Source organism: Photorhabdus africana (assembly GCF_035181445.1).
Taxonomy (GTDB): Bacteria; Pseudomonadota; Gammaproteobacteria; order Enterobacterales; family Enterobacteriaceae; genus Photorhabdus; species Photorhabdus laumondii.
Map to the genome: position 1 here is coordinate 87,567 of NZ_JAXBVE010000003.1, position 19,915 is coordinate 107,481.

General features: G+C 42.5%; 19 protein-coding genes and 6 pseudogenes. 15 read left to right on the forward strand and 10 right to left on the reverse strand.

Annotated elements, in window-relative coordinates:
* Window positions 1-255 precede the first annotated feature (255 nt).
* The 5 genes and pseudogenes from SLS51_RS02480 to SLS51_RS02500 all read left to right on the forward strand — a co-directional run.
* The gene (locus tag SLS51_RS02480) at window positions 256-1,176 is read left to right on the forward strand and encodes a carbohydrate kinase family protein (protein ID WP_323835187.1); all 921 of its coding nucleotides are present in this window, start codon (window positions 256-258) and stop codon (window positions 1,174-1,176) included.
* A 47-nt stretch (window positions 1,177-1,223) separates the two neighbouring features.
* Window positions 1,224-2,441, forward strand: coding sequence for an MFS transporter (locus SLS51_RS02485; protein WP_323835189.1), 1,218 nt, complete (start codon window positions 1,224-1,226; stop codon window positions 2,439-2,441).
* A 44-nt stretch (window positions 2,442-2,485) separates the two neighbouring features.
* Window positions 2,486-2,704, forward strand: a pseudogene (locus tag SLS51_RS02490) (MFS transporter); the annotation flags it as partial.
* 219 nt (window positions 2,705-2,923) lie between these two features.
* Window positions 2,924-4,033, forward strand: a complete 1,110-nt coding sequence (gene fic / locus SLS51_RS02495; RefSeq protein WP_323835192.1) for a protein adenylyltransferase Fic — start codon at window positions 2,924-2,926, stop codon at window positions 4,031-4,033.
* 73 nt (window positions 4,034-4,106) lie between these two features.
* Window positions 4,107-4,455, forward strand: a pseudogene (locus tag SLS51_RS02500) (IS3 family transposase); the annotation flags it as partial.
* 57 nt (window positions 4,456-4,512) lie between these two features.
* Here the strand turns inward: SLS51_RS02500 and SLS51_RS02505 are convergent.
* Window positions 4,513-4,869: pseudogene (locus SLS51_RS02505) on the reverse strand (transposase); the annotation flags it as partial.
* A 177-nt stretch (window positions 4,870-5,046) separates the two neighbouring features.
* Window positions 5,047-5,160: pseudogene (locus SLS51_RS02510) on the reverse strand (IS630 family transposase); the annotation flags it as partial.
* A 44-nt stretch (window positions 5,161-5,204) separates the two neighbouring features.
* Between SLS51_RS02510 and SLS51_RS02515 the strand changes: the two are divergent.
* Window positions 5,205-5,363 (forward strand): annotated as a pseudogene (locus SLS51_RS02515) (IS3 family transposase); the annotation flags it as partial.
* A gap of 55 nt (window positions 5,364-5,418) precedes the next feature.
* On the opposite strand, the pseudogene dinD reads toward SLS51_RS02515, so the two are convergent.
* From dinD to SLS51_RS02535, 4 genes and pseudogenes are all read right to left on the reverse strand, one after another.
* Window positions 5,419-6,018: pseudogene (gene dinD / locus SLS51_RS02520) on the reverse strand (DNA damage-inducible protein D); the annotation flags it as partial.
* Between the two features lie 416 nt (window positions 6,019-6,434).
* A complete protein-coding gene (locus SLS51_RS02525; protein ID WP_323835194.1) occupies window positions 6,435-6,605 on the reverse strand; it encodes a hypothetical protein in 171 nt (56 codons plus the stop codon).
* Window positions 6,606-6,670: 65 nt separating this feature from the next.
* Window positions 6,671-7,210: a BRO-N domain-containing protein gene (locus SLS51_RS02530; protein WP_323835196.1), complete on the reverse strand. Its 540-nt coding sequence runs from the start codon at window positions 7,208-7,210 to the stop codon at window positions 6,671-6,673.
* A 209-nt stretch (window positions 7,211-7,419) separates the two neighbouring features.
* Entirely contained in the window at window positions 7,420-8,283 is an 864-nt protein-coding gene (locus SLS51_RS02535; RefSeq protein WP_323835198.1) for a YicC/YloC family endoribonuclease, read from the reverse strand.
* Between the two features lie 126 nt (window positions 8,284-8,409).
* On the opposite strand from SLS51_RS02535, the gene rph reads away from it, so the two are divergent.
* The gene (rph, locus tag SLS51_RS02540) at window positions 8,410-9,138 is read left to right on the forward strand and encodes a ribonuclease PH (RefSeq protein ID WP_323835200.1); all 729 of its coding nucleotides are present in this window, start codon (window positions 8,410-8,412) and stop codon (window positions 9,136-9,138) included.
* 85 nt (window positions 9,139-9,223) lie between these two features.
* Window positions 9,224-9,865 carry an orotate phosphoribosyltransferase gene (gene pyrE / locus SLS51_RS02545; protein ID WP_323835202.1) on the forward strand — a complete coding sequence of 214 codons (642 nt, stop codon included), beginning with the start codon at window positions 9,224-9,226 and terminating at the stop codon, window positions 9,863-9,865.
* Between the two features lie 59 nt (window positions 9,866-9,924).
* On the opposite strand, the gene slmA is transcribed toward pyrE, so the two are convergent.
* The 3 genes from slmA to coaBC all read right to left on the reverse strand — a co-directional run bounded on the left by slmA (window position 9,925) and on the right by coaBC (window position 12,293).
* Window positions 9,925-10,524 (reverse strand): nucleoid occlusion factor SlmA, encoded by a 600-nt coding sequence (slmA, locus tag SLS51_RS02550; protein ID WP_323835204.1) that lies wholly within the window; start codon window positions 10,522-10,524, stop codon window positions 9,925-9,927.
* Between the two features lie 115 nt (window positions 10,525-10,639).
* Window positions 10,640-11,098, reverse strand: coding sequence for a dUTP diphosphatase (gene dut, locus SLS51_RS02555; RefSeq protein ID WP_323835205.1), 459 nt, complete (start codon window positions 11,096-11,098; stop codon window positions 10,640-10,642).
* Window positions 11,076-12,293 carry a bifunctional phosphopantothenoylcysteine decarboxylase/phosphopantothenate--cysteine ligase CoaBC gene (gene coaBC / locus SLS51_RS02560; protein ID WP_323835207.1) on the reverse strand — a complete coding sequence of 406 codons (1,218 nt, stop codon included), beginning with the start codon at window positions 12,291-12,293 and terminating at the stop codon, window positions 11,076-11,078. Before coaBC ends, dut begins: the two co-directional genes overlap by 23 nt.
* Before the next feature lie 198 nt (window positions 12,294-12,491).
* Here coaBC and radC point away from each other — a divergent pair, with 198 nt between their 5' ends.
* The 7 genes from radC to SLS51_RS02595 all read left to right on the forward strand — a co-directional run bounded on the left by radC (window position 12,492) and on the right by SLS51_RS02595 (window position 18,597).
* A complete protein-coding gene (gene radC, locus SLS51_RS02565; RefSeq protein ID WP_323835209.1) occupies window positions 12,492-13,184 on the forward strand; it encodes a RadC family protein in 693 nt (230 codons plus the stop codon).
* A 239-nt stretch (window positions 13,185-13,423) separates the two neighbouring features.
* Complete coding sequence (rpmB, locus tag SLS51_RS02570) at window positions 13,424-13,660, forward strand: 50S ribosomal protein L28 (protein WP_011148921.1); 237 nt, start codon at window positions 13,424-13,426, stop codon at window positions 13,658-13,660.
* 11 nt (window positions 13,661-13,671) lie between these two features.
* Complete coding sequence (gene rpmG / locus SLS51_RS02575; RefSeq protein WP_010847629.1) at window positions 13,672-13,839, forward strand: 50S ribosomal protein L33; 168 nt, start codon at window positions 13,672-13,674, stop codon at window positions 13,837-13,839.
* 172 nt (window positions 13,840-14,011) lie between these two features.
* The gene (locus tag SLS51_RS02580; RefSeq protein WP_323835219.1) at window positions 14,012-15,133 is read left to right on the forward strand and encodes a glycosyltransferase family 4 protein; all 1,122 of its coding nucleotides are present in this window, start codon (window positions 14,012-14,014) and stop codon (window positions 15,131-15,133) included.
* A gap of 186 nt (window positions 15,134-15,319) precedes the next feature.
* Entirely contained in the window at window positions 15,320-16,342 is a 1,023-nt protein-coding gene (locus SLS51_RS02585) for a glycosyltransferase family 9 protein (RefSeq protein WP_323835221.1), read from the forward strand.
* Window positions 16,323-17,441, forward strand: coding sequence for a glycosyltransferase family 4 protein (locus SLS51_RS02590; RefSeq protein ID WP_323835223.1), 1,119 nt, complete (start codon window positions 16,323-16,325; stop codon window positions 17,439-17,441). The genes SLS51_RS02585 and SLS51_RS02590 overlap by 20 nt, the downstream gene beginning before the upstream one ends.
* Window positions 17,422-18,597 carry a glycosyltransferase family 4 protein gene (locus SLS51_RS02595; RefSeq protein ID WP_323835225.1) on the forward strand — a complete coding sequence of 392 codons (1,176 nt, stop codon included), beginning with the start codon at window positions 17,422-17,424 and terminating at the stop codon, window positions 18,595-18,597. The genes SLS51_RS02590 and SLS51_RS02595 overlap by 20 nt, the downstream gene beginning before the upstream one ends.
* Before the next feature lie 33 nt (window positions 18,598-18,630).
* On the opposite strand, the gene rfaL is transcribed toward SLS51_RS02595, so the two are convergent.
* Window positions 18,631-19,848 (reverse strand): O-antigen ligase RfaL, encoded by a 1,218-nt coding sequence (gene rfaL / locus SLS51_RS02600; protein ID WP_323835226.1) that lies wholly within the window; start codon window positions 19,846-19,848, stop codon window positions 18,631-18,633.
* Window positions 19,849-19,915 lie beyond the last annotated feature (67 nt).

Genomic DNA, 19,915 nt, shown 5'->3' on the forward strand with positions numbered 1-19,915 from the left:
TTATAAAAATTTATCTTACACTGATCGCACATCAATAAAAATATAATAAAATCGACTGACTGTTTATTCCAATAGGGCTATTTTATTTACCGTTCTTGATCATAAAAAGTAGAGCAATGTCATTATCTTGGATTAAGGTGATTTTTGCGCATGATAATATGGATTCGGTAATAATTGCTGATGAACTATTTATCTATTTCTTTTCCAATTTGATGTGACTATGGCTGATATTTAAGCTAGTAAGAGGAGAGCCTGATGGCGGGTTTACTACCGATTACTGTAATTGGTGCGGCGGCGGGAGATATTGTTCTTAGTTTGCCGAGGCTTCCCCGTCGTGGAGCAGATCAGGAAGCTAAAGAAATTGCTCGGCAGATTGGTGGTTCTGGTTTCAATGTTGCTCGGGCCTTGGTTCGCCTGCAAATCCCTGTGATTAATGGTATCCCGGTTGGTAACGGATGCTGGGGGGAGCAGATAACTAAAGAGATGCAGGACCTTGGGCTTGAGGTCACATTGACCCATTCCTATCTTGATAATGGTTGGTGCTTGGCAATGGTTGAACCGGACGGTGAAAGAAGTTTTGTCTCCGTGAGTGGTTGTGAAGTTGATTGGAGTACGGCAATGCTCTCTTCTATTGCTTTGCCGGAAAGGGGGTATATCTACTCCAGTGGTTATGTCATGGCGAGTAAATCAACGGCGATTTTATGTGACTGGTTACTGGCTTCACCATCCGGGCAGACGTTATTGCTGGATTTTGGCCCTCGTTTACCAGAGATAGCTCCCACTTTCCTTGATGCATTACCTGCTGACCGGACCATTCTGACACTGAACCGTGATGAAGTTGCTATATTGTGCGGAGAAGGTGATTCTGTCGTCCAAGCTAGCCGTTATTCCAGCGAAAGAAAAATCACTATTATCTGCCGGTTAGGTTCACAGGGTACATGGATATGTCTACCTGATCGTGAGCCAGAATATGTTGCTGCTTATAAAGTGAAAGTGGTGGATACCATCGGTGCTGGTGACGCTCATAGTGGTGGCATGCTGGCGGGGTTATCGCAGGGAATGTCGCTGAGAGATGCTGTTGAGCTTGGCAATCGGGTTGCTGCTATTGTCGTCAACCGTTCTGGTGCTGCTGGTGCACCGACAATAAGAGAACTAGAGGAGTTTGTGTTTGAATAATTATTTTCAGGCACTACGCCTCTTAGATTTTAAGGGGCGTAGTTAAAATGAGTGCATTACTTCCAGGTTGGAAACGCAAAACGGCTTTATTTTTATCAGCTCAAACAATTTCTTTGCTAGGTTCTTCCATTGTCCAGTTCTCTATCGTCTGGTATATCACCTTAAATACTTCATCGGGAGAAATGCTGGCTATTTCGGTACTCTGTGCATTTCTTCCACAGGTATTGATCTCTTTATTTGCAGGTGTTTGGGCGGATACTTATAACCGTAAGCTGCTCAGTATTGCCTCTGATGCGTTAATTGCATTAGTCACTCTTGGTTTAGCAATCTCTTTTATGCTCGGATTTAAGAGCATTGAGTTGTTATTTGTCGCACTGATTGTCCGCTCGTTCGGGACGGGCATCCAGATGCCGGCAGTTAGTGCTATTATTCCGCAGCTCGTGCCGAAAGAGAAATTACTGCGGGTTAATGGTATTAATGCTTCTTTGACTTCCCTGATGATGCTGGCATCTCCAGCTATCAGTGGCTTTTTGTATTCTCAGACTTCAATGGAAAATATTTTTTTAGTGGACGTAACGACGGCCATTATCGGCATTAGTATTGTTGCATTTATTCCTATTCCCAAAGTTGTCTCTGATTCCATGCCGGATAATAAATTTCAGGCAATCTTAGCGGGTTTCCGTTATCTGCAAGAGAATAAACTAATCAGAAATCTTTTGATTTTTCTGATTTGTGTCTGCTTTCTGATTAGTCCGGCTGCATTTCTGACACCTTTATTAGTTAATCGGACATTTGGGGAAGAGCCGTGGCGTTTAGCTATTAATGAAATGACATTCAGTGCTGGCGCGGTTTTAGGTGGATTGCTGATTTCTTTCTGGAGTGAATATAAAAATAAAATGCGTATAACGGCGATAGCTTGCGCCTTTTTTGGCATATTTATGATCGCTCTTGGTAATGCCTATTGGTTCCCACTTTATCTAGTACTCAATGTCTTTTTAGGTGTGGTAACACCTTGTTTTAACGCACCGATAACCGCGGTTTTTCAGGAAAGAGTCGAACCTGAAATGATGGGCAGGGTATTTAGTTTAGTTCAGATTGCTCTGTCCTGCTCTCTGCCATTAGGTATGGTGCTGTTTGGCCCCATTGCTGACTATATTAGTATTCAATCTCTTTTAATGGTATCTGGTGGATTGATATTACTGACTGGCGCACTGTTTTTTATGTTTAACGGAGAAGGCAGCAGAGAAAGTAGCAGCGCAGTTTAATCGGACTTAATGTTGCCAGTTATGCGATAAGCGCAGCGCCGTGAATTGCTGGTGCTTCAATTACAACCGTGCAGCTCTTCGCTACTGCCTTTGGAGCCGCATTGGCGGGGATGGTGGTGAACCTTTCAGGATTTAATGAACCGGGTGGTGTAACGGGGACAGCTTCTGCCGCATACTGGTTATTCTTGTTATTTGCTATCGCACCATTGCTGGCGCTGTTTACCGCATGGAGAGCAGCGAAGATTAGGTTAGTGGCTGAGTAGTTCTGTTTTATGGTGCGAGGGATGGATTATGATATCGACGTTTGTTGATGACACGTCGATATTTTCCTGTTTTTTCGACGCACGGTTTCCGTATGTCGATTCCATCGACATATCGCTAACACGTGTCGAAATTTTTCTGTTTTATCGACATGAAGTCTTTACGTGTCGATGCCGTCAACATATACTCGCAACGTGTCGAAAGAAATAGGAAATATAAACATGATATGGCAGCCCGATGCGCCTTTTAATGCTATTCCCTTATTGCCACCAGCCATAAAGGTGATGGAGTCCATTGCGGTATTAAAAGCCTGTATACCTGCCAGAGCTGCACTGGCTGAGCTTAAGCAAGCTGGTGAATTGTCGCCTAATCAGGGGTTACTCATTAACTTGTTGCCACTGCTGGAAGCAAAAGACAGCTCAGAAATCGAAAATATTGTTACTACTTCAGACAAACTGTTCCAATATGCACAAGAAGACAGTCTGGCTGATCCTGCAACAAAAGAAGCACTACGCTACCGCACGGCACTTTATGAAGGGTTCATACAATTAACTCGGCGGCCACTATGCACGAATACAGCGATTGAAGTTTGTAGCCGACTAAAAGCTGTTGATATGAATATTCGCAAAGTTCCTGGTACAACGCTGAGTAATCAGGCAACGGGTGAGATTATTTATACGCCGCCAGAGGGAGAATCTCAGATACGTGATTTACTCAGCAATTGGGAGCAATTTCTTCATGCAGAAGATGGAATCGACCCATTAATCAAAATGGCTATTGCTCACTACCAGTTTGAGGCTATTCATCCATTTACTGATGGCAATGGACGTACCGGCCGTATCATTAATATTCTCTATCTTATTGAACAGCAGCTTTTGACATTACCAATTCTTTATTTAAGTCGCTACATTGTACAACATAAGAGTGATTATTATCGGCTGCTTTCCCAGGTTACCGTTGCTGGCAAATGGGAAGAGTGGATTATCTATATGTTAACCGCCGTAGAGCAAACTGCTAAATGGACTACGGATAAAATTGCTGCGGTAAGAGAATTGATTGAACATACCAGTGAGTATATAAAGCAAAGCCTGCCTAAAATTTATAGCCATGAGCTGGTACAGGTGATATTTGAACAACCTTATTGTCGTATTAGTAATTTGGTTGAGTGTGATATTGCTAAACGTCAAACTGCTTCGGTTTATTTAAAGCAGTTGTGTGATATTGGAGTATTACGAGAAATTCAGGCTGGGAAAGAAAAGCTATTTGTTCACCCTAAACTGGTACAGTTAATGACTAAGGATAGTAATACATTGAGTTATTACACAGTTTGAAAAGTATCTACATCAAATTTATTAAAAATATTTGTGAATAACTGGTAAAAATTGAAGCCGAACATGATGGACCAGCTTGCGTCTCTGTTTGAGGGCGACAAAAATGTCCCATAGCACATGGTATTACAATGTTAATGCTCTGAACCGAAAGGACAAATACGCTGAGATAAAAAGTAAAATTAGCGAGGTATATCACCATAATAAAGGCTGTTACGGTTATCGCAGAATCACGGTCTCACTGAGAAAACAGGGATACCACGTAAACCATAAGACGATACAGAGACTTATGGCAGAACAGTCTTTCAGGCATTAATCAGGGTGAAGAAATATCGCTCATGGAAAGGGGAGTCGGTAAAACAGCACCAAATATCCTAAAACGAGACTTTAGCGTACAGAAAGTTAACGAAAAATGGGTCATTGAAGCCGTTTTAGGGAGGTGTCCATTTCATTATTTCATAATTATGATACACCCACTCTTTTTATTCTCTGCTATTCCTGTAGAGATATGAATTTAAAAACGTTTTCACTTTCTCAAGCAATTGCCACATATACTGACAGCAATGATTTCGAGTCACCGTTTCATACAAGGATTACCACAGGAGTTCAATTTTATTCAGCCAGGGAGAATAAACAGGTAAAAACAATAGGTTAAATTTAGGGTGACAGGCCAGCCAATCAATGACCAGCCAGCTTTTATAGATACTGTAATTATCCAAAATCAATGTGAGGGTTTCAGAATGATAATATTGGCGATCAAGTTCTTCCAATGCATTGATAAATAATCGATAATTCTTATTTAACCCGTCAACATAAGTGATTTTCCCCGATTGAACATTTACTGCCTATCCCAATAGGGCTATTTTATTTGCCCTTCTTTGCCATAAAGAGCGAACCTGGGCAGTGCTCAAAATCCTCACGTACTACGTGTACGCTCCGGTTTTTCCGCGCTGTCCGTGTTCACTGTTCATTGATAAGAATGGCCTGCAACAATTACGCCTATTGAGATAGGCTCTTAGGCAACCCGCAAAGTAATGTTTTTGATTTTTTCTTGGCGTCACGATACGTTTCTGCTGCCTTTTTAAATACCCGTCAGCGCCGATTTTTGGGTTTAGCTCGATATCGACTTTCCCGCGTTAATTGCAGGCACCACGGTACCCACCGCCTCGCATTCAAATCAGAGTGTTTTTACCTTCGCCAGCTCATGAGTATTAGCGAGTTGCGAAAGGCTATCGATGAATACATCCATTACTACAATAACGAGCATATTAGTCTGAAGTTAAATGGCCTGAGTCCGGTAGAGTTCCGAACTCAGACCTTGTTAGCCGCGTAATGTAACCTGTTCAACTTTATGGGGTTACGGCTATTAGGGGAGTGGTTAGTTAGGCTGAGACAATGTGATCTAATATTCGTTGTGATTTTTTTAAGCCTTTTCGTTGGTGGATTGCTTTCTGGTCTAGTCCACCATATAAACCTTGGTAGCCGTGATTTTGGAAAATGGCAAAATCAATATTTGTTTCTACGCCTGCTCGCTGGGCTGTTTCAACTAACTGCTTGTTATGCTCTTTTAGCTCATTACGTAGGAATAGCCGCTTTTCATCTTCTCGTAGTCTTTTAAATGCCGCATCATCTGCTAGCTCTTGCCGCCTAGTTTGAATCGCAAAATATGTCTGCCCTGCCGCTATCACTGGCTTGCTAGGATCGCCATTTTGTACAACGAGATAGCAGGCATAGCGAGACAGTATTACATCCTTTAATTTTCTTTGTGCACCTGAGCCAATATTGACCATATCGAGGACATCCTCGAAATGGTCTTCAATATTGTGTCCGCTATGGGAGCAGGCTTCTTTAGCTCGTTCTAAAACAGGCGTGAAGTGACGGTACTCTGAATATTCAAGAAGCTTAGAAAGCTCTCTAGCCGACCAGAATTCGATACCAGATTCATCAATTCTTCTTATTTCTTCAAATGGCTGGTGGTGTTGCTCCATGTATCGAACCTCTCATATTTGTAGTGGTATAGATTGATAATACGGATAGCTTACCTTTAGTGTAATTCAAATACTGTTATGCCATCCAAGAATAACCCTCTCCGTAATCTCACCGTGGCTATCGAACTACCGGAAAATCCTCGGTAGTTGAACCTCCGCATTATTTTGTTACCTTTCAATTTCCTTTGTCGTTATCTGATATCCCCACAATCAATGAAGTGAAGTCAGTACACTAAACGCACTGAGCTAATGACTGACAACGAATATCGTCGGAAGTGAATAGAAGAACTGGGCTCACCATTCTGTTACTCATTGTTTTCATGGCAAAGCTTAAAATTAAGCCCTGCAAATTCAGTGAGTAGGTTGGTACGTTTAACGTTCTGAGCTATAGAAGTCGCGACGTATTGCGTCGTAACCTATTGAGTGATTGAGGAGACAGCTAACTGATATCCCTGCCAATAAGAAGATCCCCCCATAACAGTGATCACCTGACCTTTCCGCAATAGTATCACCGACAGCGCCATTTCATCAAAGCCCACTACACGCAGCGGGTAATCACTGCGCTTTTCACTCTGTGCGACTGCCATCACTTTATCTGTTTGGCACTTAATACGCCTAGGCGCAACGGTTACCTTCCTTGTGACCGTGGCGATTATCGATGATGCGTTCTTTTGCTTTCTTCGTGCCATCCTTTTCTTTTTGTGCTCCACTCAATAAGGTCAGGCTGGTATGTTCTCCACAGTTCCCGTCCTTCTTTATTTAAGCTGGCTAGTTCTCCTTTGCATGATTGAAGATCGCGCCCACGTTGAGACGCAATTGCTTTGTATTCGTTCTGTCGCCGGGTGAAGTCGTTCAGCGCAGCAAATGGCACACCATAAGAACCCATTTTGCGGATAGACGGGATAACCTCACGGAATACCCAATTAGCGAATCTATGGGCAAACGTTCCTTGCTTGGTGGCCTTGCGGCTACGAGTGATTAGTTTGTAAAAACCAGACTCTGAAATGCCAGCTCGTTTTGGATTTCCCTGAATACCATAACTTAAAGTTACAGTATTTTTTTCATCCAAATATAAAGCCTTTAGAGCTTTACTTGGGTTCGTGATCCCCAAAGCCTTACACACGTCCGCAGCAATAAACCACGGCTCATTGTTATTTTTGAAAATTCGAACCTTTCGCCTGACTTTATCCATGCCCTGATTTCTTTATCTGTGAATTTAGGCATTTGTGCAATTTCCAGTATGAAATAGGGGGTGTACCCAAAATGGTTTTTTGAATGCGCTTTGGGTACACGCTAATCATGTGCTACTGTGATTCGCTCTGCAATGCTATGATAGTAAAAAAGTCAGATATAACAAAGTATATACTGGCTTTATGATTTTTTCTGATATGCTAAGAAACGTCACTCAATATTCTGAATCTGCTCCCTCATCTGTTCGATTAGCACCTTCAATTCAATAGCGGAGTTAGTGATATCGGCGTTGATAGATTTGGAGGCAAGCGTATTAGATTCGCGATTGAATTCCTGCATCATAAAATCCAGTCGGCGGCCGACGGCTTCTTTTTTCTTCAGAATATTACGGGTTTCTTTGACATGGGCATCGAGGCGATCTAATTCTTCTGCCACATCAAGACGTTGAGCCAGTAAAACTAACTCTTGCTCAAGGCGGTTATTTTCGAGCTGTACTTGTGCTTCTTCCAATTTGGTTTGCAGGCGTTCCCGCTGCCATTGCATGATTTCAGGCATTTGTTGGCGAACTTTACTGACTTCTTCGGTCACCGCGTCCAAACGTTGTTCAATCATAATCTTAAGTGCATTGCCTTCGGCTTCACGGCTTTGTATAAAGGCATCCAGTGTTGTATCCAGTTCTTGCAACAATTGAGTGCTGATAGCATCAAGGTCTTGCTCTTCTGCTGCCATAACACCAGGCCACCGCAGAATATCAACAGGATCGATTTCACCTTCGTTGCTCTGTTGTTTGACCCAGTTCGCCGCATTGACTAGCTGTTTTGCTAAAGTTTCATTCAGGATAAGTTCGCCTTGAGAGCGTGAGTCCAGTTCAAAACGTAAGTTGCATTCAACTTTTCCGCGAGTCAGACGGGAACGGATTCGTTCACGGATCACCGGTTCCAAGCTTCTGAATTGTTCTGGTAGGCGGATATAAGTTTCTAAATAACGCTGATTAACGGAGCGCAGTTCCCAAGCCGCATTTCCCCATTCACTTTTGATATCTCGCCGTGCAAAAGCCGTCATACTACGGATCATGATTCGTTCCCAATTTAAACAAAAGATTAAGAGATTATAACGCTCGTTGTAGATGCAGGATAGGAATTAGCCCTGTTAGGCCGTATAATGCGCCCCCAATAATGATTTAACAACGGAGATAACACTATGCGCCCAGCAGGAAGAGCGGCAGAACAAGTGCGTCCTATCACGATAACCCGTCATTATACTAAGCACGCGGAAGGTTCGGTTCTAGTAGAGTTTGGGGATACTAAAGTGTTATGTAATGCCTCCGTTGAAGAAGGGGTTCCTCGTTTCTTGAAAGGTCAGGGGCAGGGCTGGGTGACGGCGGAATATGGCATGTTACCGCGGTCTACTCATACCCGAAATGCTCGTGAAGCAGCTAGAGGCAAACAGGGCGGGCGTACGATGGAAATCCAGCGTTTAATTGCCCGTTCGCTACGCGCCGCTGTTGATCTGAAAAAACTGGGTGAATACACCATTACACTGGATTGTGATGTTATTCAGGCTGATGGCGGTACCCGTACAGCTTCTATTACTGGTGCTTGTGTCGCGCTAGTTGATGCGTTGAATAAAATAGTTGAAGCAGGCAAGCTGAAAGAGAGTCCTCTGAAATCAATGGTTGCTGCGGTCTCTGTTGGCATTGTGGATGGTGAAGGTCGTTGTGATCTGGAATATGTGGAAGATTCCGCCGCTGAAACTGATATGAACGTCGTGATGATGGAAGATGGCCGGATGATTGAAGTGCAGGGCACTGCGGAAGGTGAACCATTTAGTCATGATGAGTTGTTATCCTTATTGGCTCTTGCCAAGGGAGGATTAGAGGATATTTTTGATGCGCAGAGAAATGCGTTAAAACAAAATGCATTAAAATAATAAGTTGATCAGGCGACATGATAGTCGCCTTTTTTATGCCTGTTGTATGACGGATAACGATGACCAAGAGAGAGGAGAGACACCAATGAAAGCCTATCAGCGCGAATTTATTGAGCTTGCGCTAAAAAAACAGGTACTGAAATTTGGGGAATTTACCCTGAAATCAGGACGTAAAAGCCCGTATTTTTTTAATGCCGGGCTGTTTAATACTGGGCGTGATTTGGCGTTAATTGGGCGTTTTTATGCAGCAGCATTGTTGGATAGCGGTATTCAGTGCGATTTGTTATTCGGACCCGCTTACAAGGGTATTCCAATTGCAGCGACAACGGCAGTGGCACTGGCAGAGCATCATGATATTGATATGCCATATTGTTTTAACCGTAAGGAAGCTAAGGATCATGGCGAAGGTGGTACTTTGGTTGGTAGCCCACTTAAAGGCAATGTTGTTCTGGTTGATGATGTTATTACCGCAGGTACAGCTATCCGTGAATCGATGGAGATTATCAAGCAGCATAATGCGACGCTTGCCGGCGTGATGATTTGTCTTGATCGTCAGGAACGTGGGAACGGTGAAATCTCGGCAATTCAGGAAGTGGAAAGGGATTATGGTTGCAAAGTGTTTTCTATCATTACTTTGAATGACTTGATTAATTATTTGAGTGGTCAGCCGGAGATGAAAGATCATCTGGATGCAGTAAAAGCCTATCGTGTGCAGTACGGTATCTGATAGATAAGCTTCAAAAAAAGCCCTCGCCCAATAACGGGCGGGGTGAGTAGTAGAATAACTTATTGTAACTGAGCCAGTAATAATGGCCAGCGTGCTTCAAATTCCTGTGTTGGACGATAGTGGAACTCAGAGCGTACAAAACGTGAAAGCATCCCTTCACAAAATGCGAGTAACTGAGATGCTAATAACGACTCATCATAACTGAAACCTTGTCCATCACGTAATTTTTTCTCTTTTAAAACTTGACGGATTTGTACTTCAATTCGTTCAAATAACTGATTTATGCGCCCTTGCAGCCGGTTTTGTTCAAACATCAGGGCATGACCTGTCATGATGCGGGTCAGGCCGGGGTTTTTTTCTGAAAAACCCAGAATCAGGAGCAATATCAGGCGAATACGAGTCGTGGTATCTTTCTCGTCTTGCAGAATCAGGTTAATCCGTGAAATTAATGAGTCTTCAATAAACTCAATCAAGCTGTCAAACATCCTGGTTTTACTAGGAAAATGCCGATATAGGGCAGCTTCGGAAACACCCACGTTGGCGGCCAGTTTAGCAGTAGTGATGCGATGGCTACCGTCACTGGATTGCAACATATGCGCCAGCGCTTGCAAGATCTCCTCGCGTCTGTTTCTTTTCTTTGTATTTTCGTTTTCTGCCATGTCTGACAAGACCTTTGTTAAGAACAGCAAAACAAACAAATCAGTAATTCTTTGCTCAAAATGCCATTGAGCAAAGAATATGATAATGGGTTAAACGGTATGGTCTTACAGAGATTTATTGGCGACCAGAATGACCGAAACCACCGCTGCCTCTTTCGCTGGTTTCAAAATCTTCTACCAGATTGAATTCAGCCTGGACGACAGGTACAAAAACCATCTGAGCGATACGTTCGCCTGGTTGGATAGTGAAAGCTTTATCACCACGATTCCAGACTGAAACCATTAGCTGACCTTGGTAATCAGAATCGATCAAACCCACCAGATTGCCCAGAACGACGCCATGTTTATGTCCAAGGCCTGAACGGGGCAGAATAACGGCTGCCAGTTGTTCATCGCCAATATGAATAGCAAGCCCAGTTGGAAGCAGTTCTGTTTGGCCTGGAGCCAGTTCTACCGCATTGTCCAGGCAAGCGCGTAAATCTAAACCTGCGGAACCCGGTGTGGCGTAAGTTGGTAAAGGAAATTCCTTCCCGATACGTGGGTTAAGGATTTTAACGTCGATTTTTTTCATCATAGCGTCTGACTATCTCGTCTAATAAATGGTGGCTGAGTAATAACTTATTACTATGAGGTAAGCGGATTTCTCCCTCATGCCAGAACAAATGTAATGCATTAGTATCACTGTTAAAGCCGTGGCCAGTAAGGGATACATCATTTGCACAAATCAGATCCAAATGTTTTTGGTTCAGTTTTTTTCGTGCGTATTCTTCCACATTCTGGGTTTCAGCCGCAAATCCAACCACAAAAGGGCGGTTTTTTTGCATTGCTGCTACATTGGCAACAATATCTGGGTTTTTAATCAGGGTAAAAGTGATCTCATCACCCTGTTTTTTAATTTTTTCTTCGGCAATCTGTTTAGCGCGATAGTCTGCAACCGCGGCACAACCAATGAAGATATTTTGTGAACTCGCGACTGCCTGTACTTGTTCATTCATTTCCAGAGCGCTGGTAACATCGATTCGTTTGACTCTCGGGGGTGTCGGTAAATTAACGGGGCCAGTGATCAGGGTGACTTCTGCACCACGTGTTGCCGCAGCTTGGGCGATAGCAAACCCCATTTTGCCGGAGCTGTGATTGCTGATAAAGCGGACTGGGTCCAGCGCTTCACGGGTTGGTCCGGCGGTAATAGCAAGTTTTAGGTGAGCTAAATCTTGGCTTGCTTGAAAATGTTGTTCAGCGAGTTCGACAATCGTCATGGGATTTAGCATCCTGCCGGGACCAACGTCACCACAAGCTTGGCTGCCGTTGTCTGGTCCCCACAGGAGAACGCCTCGTTCTTCAAGGCGCTTGAGATTATGTTGCGTTGCTTGAGCTCGAAACATTTGTTGATTCATTGCGGGTACGGCGGCAATTGGGGCAGGGGAGGCCAAACAGAGAGTTGTTACGAGATCATTTGCCATACCGACGACCAGGCGTGCCAGTAAATCAGCAGTAGCCGGGGCGAGAATAATCAGATCAGCCCATTTGCCAAGTTCAATATGCCCCATGGCAGCTTCTGCTGCCGGATCTAACAAGTCATCGGAAACGGGATAACCAGAAACCGCTTGCAACGTCATTGGTGTAATAAACGCTTCTGCTGCTGGTGTCATCACTACACGTACTTGTGCGCCGCGATCACGCAGGCGACGTACTAGCTCGGGAGTTTTGTAAGCGGCTATTCCTCCGCTGATACCGAGCACAATCTGTTTGCCGGAAAGTCCTGCCATCATGATTGTCCGAATATATAAGTTGCAAGGGGCCAAGATTTTATCACAAGAGATTACAGAGTTGAGCAGAGTCTGAGCTTTGATTGTAAAAAAGAATAAGTTTGCGAGCGGCTACGCAGCTCCTGAATATGATATTCGCCCTTATATTTAAGGCATGGAATACTGTTTGTATCAGGTGAAACAGAGCAGGGAGATGAATATATGGGAGTTGATGTCACTGAAAATACAGGAGAAATATATTCAAATTTAGCTCCCAGGGAAAAATTGTTGGCTTATGGTTCGGTTTCTCTGACAGATGCTGAGTTACTGGCTATTTTTTTACGTACCGGGACCAGAGGACTTCCTGTTTTACGAATGGCTGAATTTCTACTGAAAGAATTTGGATCTTTGTACCATTTACTCTCTGCTGATTATGACACTTTTTGTTCTCATAAAGGGATGGGATTGGCTAAGTATGCACAATTACAAGCTATTGCAGAACTGGCAAAGCGTTTTTTTTCCAGCCAATTCATGCATGAGGATATTATGAGTAGTCCAAGTGTGACTCAAGAGTATTTGCAAAACCTATTATCAGGGCGCGATAGGGAAATATTTGTTGTGTTGTTTCTCAATAATCAAAATAGAGTCATCTGTCATGAGGAGATGTTTAAAGGCACCATTAATAAAGTTGAAGTCCATCCTCGTGAAATTGTCCGATCGGCGATAAAGGTGAATGCTTCATCCGTTATTTTGGCTCATAATCATCCATCAGGTCATGCAGAACCAAGTTTGGCAGATAAGATTGTTACAGATAAAGTGATTGATGCCTGTAATTTGGTTGGTGTAAAAGTGCTGGATCATCTGGTTATTGGCCGGCAATGCTGTGTGTCATTTGCTGAGCGAGGATGGATTTAGCTAACTTTTTCAAGATCCTTATGGATCTTTGGTTGTGCGGGACTTGAGCGTCAGCGATTGAGGGCGTATACTACGCCACCTTTGAGGATCTTTGGTTTGGCGAGAAGAGCCTATCTCAGCACATTTTCTGAGTAAATGTGAGTCTTTTCAGTGGAATTTGCTGAGATGGGCTCCTAAGCCTGACGAGGCGGCCATACCCAATACAAAGCTCGAGCTGATTTGATTTTTGGAGAATAGACATGTCCCGAGTCTGCCAAGTTACTGGCAAACGCCCGATGAGTGGTAACAACCGCTCTCATGCATTGAATGCGACTAAGCGTCGTTTTCTGCCTAACCTGCATTCCCACCGTTTCTGGGTTGAGTCCGAGAAGCGTTTTGTGACTCTGCGTGTATCTGTTAAAGGTATGCGTGTGATTGATAAGAAGGGTATTGATGCAGTTTTGGCTGAGCTTCGTACCCGCGGTGAGAAGTACTAAGGAGCTGAAAAATGGCTAAAGGTATTCGCGATAAAATTAAGCTAGTTTCTTCGGCTGGTACTGGTCACTTCTATACCACTACGAAGAACAAACGTACTATGCCTGAGAAACTGGAAATGAAAAAATTTGATCCAGTTGTTCGTCAGCATGTTATGTATAAAGAAGCCAAGATTAAATAATTTTGGTTGATTTGATAAAAACCCGGCCTAGGCTGGGTTTTTTGTTGTCTGAAGAGTTTTAACCAATATTCACTGATTCTTCTTTCTATTTCATAGAAATCTTGTTATTCGTAGACGTAAGATGCTGTTTAGCTATACTAATGCCTTCCGGTAGGCGGAATATAGAAACAAAATGGCTAAAGAAAAACTAAATATTTTACATACAGAATCATCTTGTGGTTGGGGTGGTCAGGAAATCCGTATCCTGACGGAATCCCAAGGAATGATAAAACGTGGACACAAGGTGGTTATTGTCTGTTGTCCCAGTTCTAATATCTACCGTGAAGCAAAATCTTATGGTGTGCCGGTCGTAGCTCTGCCTATTGAAAAAAAGCGGCTGTCCTGCTTGCTTGCTATGCGTCGTTGGTTGAAAAAAGAAGGCCGCCAATTTGACGTTATTAATACACATAGTTCGACGGATGCATGGTTGGTTGCTGTGGCTTGTGCAACGTTAAGGCATATGCCGCCAATGGTTAGGACCAGGCATGTTTCTACTCATGTTTCTAATTCAATATCAACTCGTTGGTTGTATCTAAAAGCGTGTCGGCATATTGCGACTACAGGTGAAAAACTACGCCAATATCTGCATGCCAATAATCGTTATCCATTACAGCATATGACATCAGTGCCTACCGGCATCGATTTAGATCGTTTCCGACCGGAAGATAAGAAAGTTTGCCGTCAACGGATTGGGATTCAAGATAAACCGACATTAGGTGTTGTTGCGACCATGAGAACCTGGAAAGGGCATCGCTATCTGTTGGAAAGCTGGAAAGTTCTGCACCAGAAATATCCTGATTGGCAACTTTTGTTTGTTGGTGATGGTCCACAACGTAAGTCATTGGAACCTTTAGTAAAGCGAGAAGGTTTGTCAAACAGCGTCATTTTTTTAGGTAACCGTCAGGATGTTCCTGATTGTTTGAATGCGATGGATTTATTTGCATTACCTTCTTTTGGTAATGAAGGCGTGCCACAAGGCATTATGCAAGCAATGGCGTGTGGGATACCTGTTGTATCAACCTCCGTTGGTGCAATTACCGAAGCGGTAGTTGATGGTGAAACGGGTTATATCGTGGAACCCAGAAATACAGAGTTGTTGACGAAAAGTTTAGAGTTGTTGATTCATAATAATGAACTGCGTTTGCAATTCAGTCATTCTTCATTAAAGCGGGCAATGGCTTTATTTGGCATGGATAATATGTTGGATAAAATGGAAAATATCTTTTTTCACAGCATTAAAGGTAAAAAACGTTAACATTATTTAGGATTTATTCTGGTCTTATTCTTTGGTTTATGCTTTTGGGTAATGTTCAACTTATTGATATTAAATTACTTTAAAGTTGATTGTTAGTTAAATCACCCTGTTGTGGTCAATCGTATACAAAATGGTTTTTTGTATATTTTGTTGAATTTTATGGCAGATTAATTAGATAATTGTCTTATGCAGATCAAGAATATTCTGGTCATTGTTATAGCACGTTTCGGTGATACCTTATTGGTAACGCCGGTGATCCGTGCTTTAAAACAGAAATGGCCTGGTGCAAATATTGATGTTATGGCTCATAAAAGGACGAAACAGATCCTTGAAAATATAAGTGATATCAATAAATTGACTGCTTTTTCGAAAGGTAAGGCAAAATGGTGTGGTTGGTTTACCCGTAAACATTATGATCTGGCTTTAGTATACAGTGACGATAAACCTTTATTGCAGTATGCGAAACGTCAATCACACTTAACGGTTTCATTTTCAGATAAGTCCGCGTTGCAATCTGATTGGCTGGCTGTGGAAAAGCCAAAGGCGTTGATACCCGCTCAGCAGGAACGGGCCATGCTTGCTAGTGCGGTAGATGTTGAGGTTAATGACTGGCGGTTGAATTATTGTGTGAGTGAAAAGGAGTTACATTTTGCCGATAGTTTTATGCGGCAGTATCATTTAGAGAACAAGCTCCTGATTGGTTTTCAGTTACAAAGTTTCCCGGCAAAAGCTTATCGTGATTGGCCGGTTGAACATTTTTACCAATTAGCGCAACACATTTGTAGCCGTTATCCTCAGTCGCATATTATGTTATTAGGCAGTGCTGACGGTAAAATTGCCGCACAGTCACTGGCAAAAAGATTAGGGGCTGAAAAGTGTACTTCATTGGTTGGTAGACTAACAATGCGGCAGAATGCAGCAATAATGAGTAGACTTGATTTGTATGTTGGTGTTGATACAGGGCCGACACACTTAGCCGGTGCATTGGGTATCCCGATGGTTGCTATGTATCATAGTTTTCACCCAGGCTGTTTTTTAGCACCTCAACAGCATTCACATTTGTCGGTTATTGAACATCCGGTTCACTATATGCAAGCCACACGCGAAGACCCGATGTCTGCAATATCGGTTGAACAAGTCTGGCAGGCAACGCAAAAGTTACTAGAAACTAAGTCGTCAGGAAAAAAAGATGAAAATAGGGTTGGTTGATGTCACGGTAACTATGTCTTACGGTGGTATTCAGACGGCAGTCTGGGAACTGGCGAAAGCGTTGACTGATGCCGGTCATGAGATCCATATTTTGGGTGGAAAGGGTGATGTTCAACCAGAGCTCAATGGGAGAGCAATCCAGGTTCACACTTTTCCATTTATTCCCAGAGAGAAAGTCATCAACATTGGCCGACGTTTTCAACGTATTATTGAACGTTACTCATTTGCTCGCCATGCTCGCGATACAGTTGTTACTGAGGATTTTGACTGGGTTATTCTGACTAAGCCATTTGATTTTTTCTGGCCTCGAATGATGCCAAAAGAGAGCCGCACTAAATTTTGCTATATGAGCGGTGGCACCAGTTTTTTCAAGGGTGACAGAAAGCTGAGTAAGCGAATTTCAGCTTGGGTGGCATGCAGCCATTTTAATGCCTGGCAGATTCAGCACCATTTTAAACAATTCCCGAAGGTGATTTACAATGGTGTTGATATTAATAAATTCAGGTCGATAGACTCTTCTGTCAGAACTCGTCTTGGGATCAGTGACAAAACATTTTTGCTGACCTTTGCCGGCAGGTTGGTTGGCTGGAAAGGCATGCATGTTGCTATTGATGCAATGGCTCAGCTACAGGATAAAGATGTTAAATTGCTGATCATCGGGTCAGGTGAAGATCTGAAACGCTTAGAAAAGCGGGTTGCGGTATTACGGCTGGAAAAACAGATAATTTTTCATCCGCCGGTAGGACATGATCAGTTGCCTGAATATTATGCTGCTGGTGATGCCGGGATTTTCCCAAGTATTGGTGATGAAGCGTTTGGGATTACAATTGCGGAAGCGATGGCGTGTGGCCGACCGGTGATTGCGAGTTATATTGGAGGCATACCTGAAGTTGTCGGCAACGAAAATAATTCGGGTATTTTAGTCACGCCAGGTGATGCCTCAGCAATTGCCGATGCGGTTAATTTTTTATTGTCTCAACCAGACAGGGGGCAAAAAATGGGAAAAGCAGCTCGTCAACGTATTGAAACAATGTATACCTGGGAGCATTCGGCAAATCGTTTACTGAAAGCGATAAATAATGAAGATTGCCTATATTGATCCCTATCCGGTTCCTGATTATCGGGTAGCATCATTGCAAATTTTGCAGAATGTTGATGCGTTTGCTCGCCAGGGAACTTGCGTATATCTGGTTACACCGGAAGGTAAAAATACCGCAGAAGAGATACTGGGGCGTTCATTATCACCATCAGCTAAGCTGATATCTTTACGCAATATTCGGCGTAAATGGTATTTTCCGTTCAATACCCAAAAAATGTTCTATTTCCAAGTTTCCCATTGGTTGAAGAGAAATGAGGTAGATGCCGTTTTTACCCGTAATCTGAAAATGGCAAAGTATTTATTATGTGAACATCCAGAAATTCCGCTATTTTTTGAAAGTCATGAGATTTTTGCCCAGTCATTTAAAGAATCGCATGATTTAAGTAAAAATAAAAATCAGCGTAAATATCAGAAGCTGAGAGAAATTGAACACTTTGTTTATCGTCAGTCCAGGATTGTTTTCGTTCTGACGTCGTTACTCAGTGATGATATTATTAGTGAATATAATGTCAGCACGCCAATAGTTGTTGCGCCAGATGGTGTGGATATGTTGGCAGTCGAGTCGATGTCGTTAGATAAACGTGTATCAGACGACGGTGAATTACCAACCCAGATCCTTTATTTGGGCAGCTTGCATCGTTGGAAAGGTGTTCCTACGGCGATCAAAGCGATGGCTTACCTTGAGAATGCAGTATTGAATATTGCTGGTGGTGAACCAGGGCAAATTCAGCAATTGCGGCAGATTGCTCAGCAAATGGGGGTTGGCGATAAAATCAATTTTCTTGGGTTTATTCAACCTAAATTACGTTTTCAGATAATTGCAGATAATGATATTTGTCTGTTGCCATTAACTAAAACCAGTATTGGCAGTCGCTATACTTCGCCACTGAAATTATTTGAATATATGGCGATGGAGAAGCCTGTGGTTATCTCTGATTTTCTTTCTATTCGCGATGTGGCTAATGAAAATGCGGTCAGTTTTGCTGACAGTGAGGATGCAGAAAGTTTTGCTCAACAGATTCAGTTACTGAGGGATAATCCAGAAAAAGCTAAATCACAAGTCAGTTATGCAAAAATGTTGGTGACAGAGCGTTTTAATTGGGAGCAGCGAGCGAAGCTTATTATGCAGACAATATCAAAGGATATTTCTGCATAATAATCGGCTTGATAATATAGCCGAGATATCTGGTTAATCGTTTTTCTGCTGGTATAGAGCAATCATCAGGCCGAATAGAATACCTATTTCATTGATATAGGTATTTTCAAAGGCGCCTCGAACAATAAACAATCCGATAAATCCCGTCAGTAGAATAATACTGGCCTGCTTTATTACGCCATTGTTACGGCTAATAATATGACTACTTGTGTACAGCGCGGAGAAGGTCATCAGCAAAGTGGTAATCAAACCAATGATTCCACCAGCAAACCAGAGTGCCAGAAAGATATTATGGGGGCCGATGGATGTGCGATATATCCAGTCTGGATAGTCAGCAACTCGTTCGTTGTAGACCTTATGATAGACTTTATTGCCAAAACCGTAGCCTTTAATGGGGTTCTCTAGAATCAACTCAAAAGCAGCCCCTTGTGTACCATTTTTATAACGATGGCTGCTATCAGTTTGAGTCAGTTTCCAAAATAATAACTTAGTATTTTCATTAGCGATTATTGTAGTGTGAGAAAGCACCACTGAAAAACTAAGGATTAAACTCGCTATTATGGTCAGCTTCCATTGCCGATTAATGATGATGATAAAAGCAGTGATGACGGCAATGGCGACCCAAGCGCCACGCGCTAAGGTACCTAATAACAAAAACAGACTGATAGCGGAAGCAACAGCCAGTATCAGCCAACTCACTAAGGTCTGTTTCTTCCACAATGCCCAAGTACAAAGTAAGACCGGAAAATAGAAAATAAAACCGTAAGAAAATTCTCGATGGTTGAAGTTGGTAAAAGGCATTGCACCTTGATTGTAGTTAATAATGTATTTACCAATATCAGTTAGGCATATTGCCAGCATACCAATGGCAAATGAGTACAAAATCATCTTGGCAATACTTTCTTTATTTTCTTTGTACAGTACCACAGGAAAAGTAAAACTGAATAATAATAGCCCATTTAAGATGGGTTTATTCATCTCTTGAAAACTCAATGCGGGATCGACGGAAATCGCTACTGAATAGAACATTGCTACGATGAATAACATAATGGATAGAAACAGTGAATTACGCATGGAGCGCATCACTTGGCGAAAATCTGTCACTAGATAGGTTAGTGCGGTAATACCAATAAGCACGATAACCAGATTTTTATATCTCGTTATATCAGGCAGATAAACAAGGGCTATATAAATCCCAATGATGGATAAATTCCATAATGATCTTTTATCACGACTTTTAATGTTAAACATATTCATCAATCTGCTTTCATTTCTGTTGAGTTTGGTTGGAAATAATACATGAAAAGATTATCTTAAT

Bases quoted from the DNA above. Each gene is read 5' to 3' on its own strand.
- SLS51_RS02590 (WP_323835223.1), top strand. From the start codon at position 16,323: ATGAAAATAGGGTTGGTTGATGTCACGGTAACTATGTCTTACGGTGGT.
- rph (WP_323835200.1), top strand. From the start codon at position 8,410: ATGCGCCCAGCAGGAAGAGCGGCAGAACAAGTGCGTCCTATCACGATA.
- rpmG (WP_010847629.1), top strand. From the start codon at position 13,672: ATGGCTAAAGGTATTCGCGATAAAATTAAGCTAGTTTCTTCGGCTGGT.
- radC (WP_323835209.1), top strand. From the start codon at position 12,492: ATGGGAGTTGATGTCACTGAAAATACAGGAGAAATATATTCAAATTTA.
- dut (WP_323835205.1), bottom strand. From the start codon at position 11,098: ATGATGAAAAAAATCGACGTTAAAATCCTTAACCCACGTATCGGGAAG.
- SLS51_RS02530 (WP_323835196.1), bottom strand. From the start codon at position 7,210: ATGGATAAAGTCAGGCGAAAGGTTCGAATTTTCAAAAATAACAATGAG.
- SLS51_RS02595 (WP_323835225.1), top strand. From the start codon at position 17,422: ATGAAGATTGCCTATATTGATCCCTATCCGGTTCCTGATTATCGGGTA.
- SLS51_RS02485 (WP_323835189.1), top strand. From the start codon at position 1,224: ATGAGTGCATTACTTCCAGGTTGGAAACGCAAAACGGCTTTATTTTTA.
- SLS51_RS02535 (WP_323835198.1), bottom strand. From the start codon at position 8,283: ATGATCCGTAGTATGACGGCTTTTGCACGGCGAGATATCAAAAGTGAA.
- pyrE (WP_323835202.1), top strand. From the start codon at position 9,224: ATGAAAGCCTATCAGCGCGAATTTATTGAGCTTGCGCTAAAAAAACAG.
- slmA (WP_323835204.1), bottom strand. From the start codon at position 10,524: ATGGCAGAAAACGAAAATACAAAGAAAAGAAACAGACGCGAGGAGATC.
- SLS51_RS02480 (WP_323835187.1), top strand. From the start codon at position 256: ATGGCGGGTTTACTACCGATTACTGTAATTGGTGCGGCGGCGGGAGAT.
- rfaL (WP_323835226.1), bottom strand. From the start codon at position 19,848: ATGTTTAACATTAAAAGTCGTGATAAAAGATCATTATGGAATTTATCC.
- fic (WP_323835192.1), top strand. From the start codon at position 2,924: ATGATATGGCAGCCCGATGCGCCTTTTAATGCTATTCCCTTATTGCCA.
- SLS51_RS02585 (WP_323835221.1), top strand. From the start codon at position 15,320: ATGCAGATCAAGAATATTCTGGTCATTGTTATAGCACGTTTCGGTGAT.
- SLS51_RS02580 (WP_323835219.1), top strand. From the start codon at position 14,012: ATGGCTAAAGAAAAACTAAATATTTTACATACAGAATCATCTTGTGGT.
- coaBC (WP_323835207.1), bottom strand. From the start codon at position 12,293: ATGATGGCAGGACTTTCCGGCAAACAGATTGTGCTCGGTATCAGCGGA.
- SLS51_RS02525 (WP_323835194.1), bottom strand. From the start codon at position 6,605: ATGGCAGTCGCACAGAGTGAAAAGCGCAGTGATTACCCGCTGCGTGTA.
- rpmB (WP_011148921.1), top strand. From the start codon at position 13,424: ATGTCCCGAGTCTGCCAAGTTACTGGCAAACGCCCGATGAGTGGTAAC.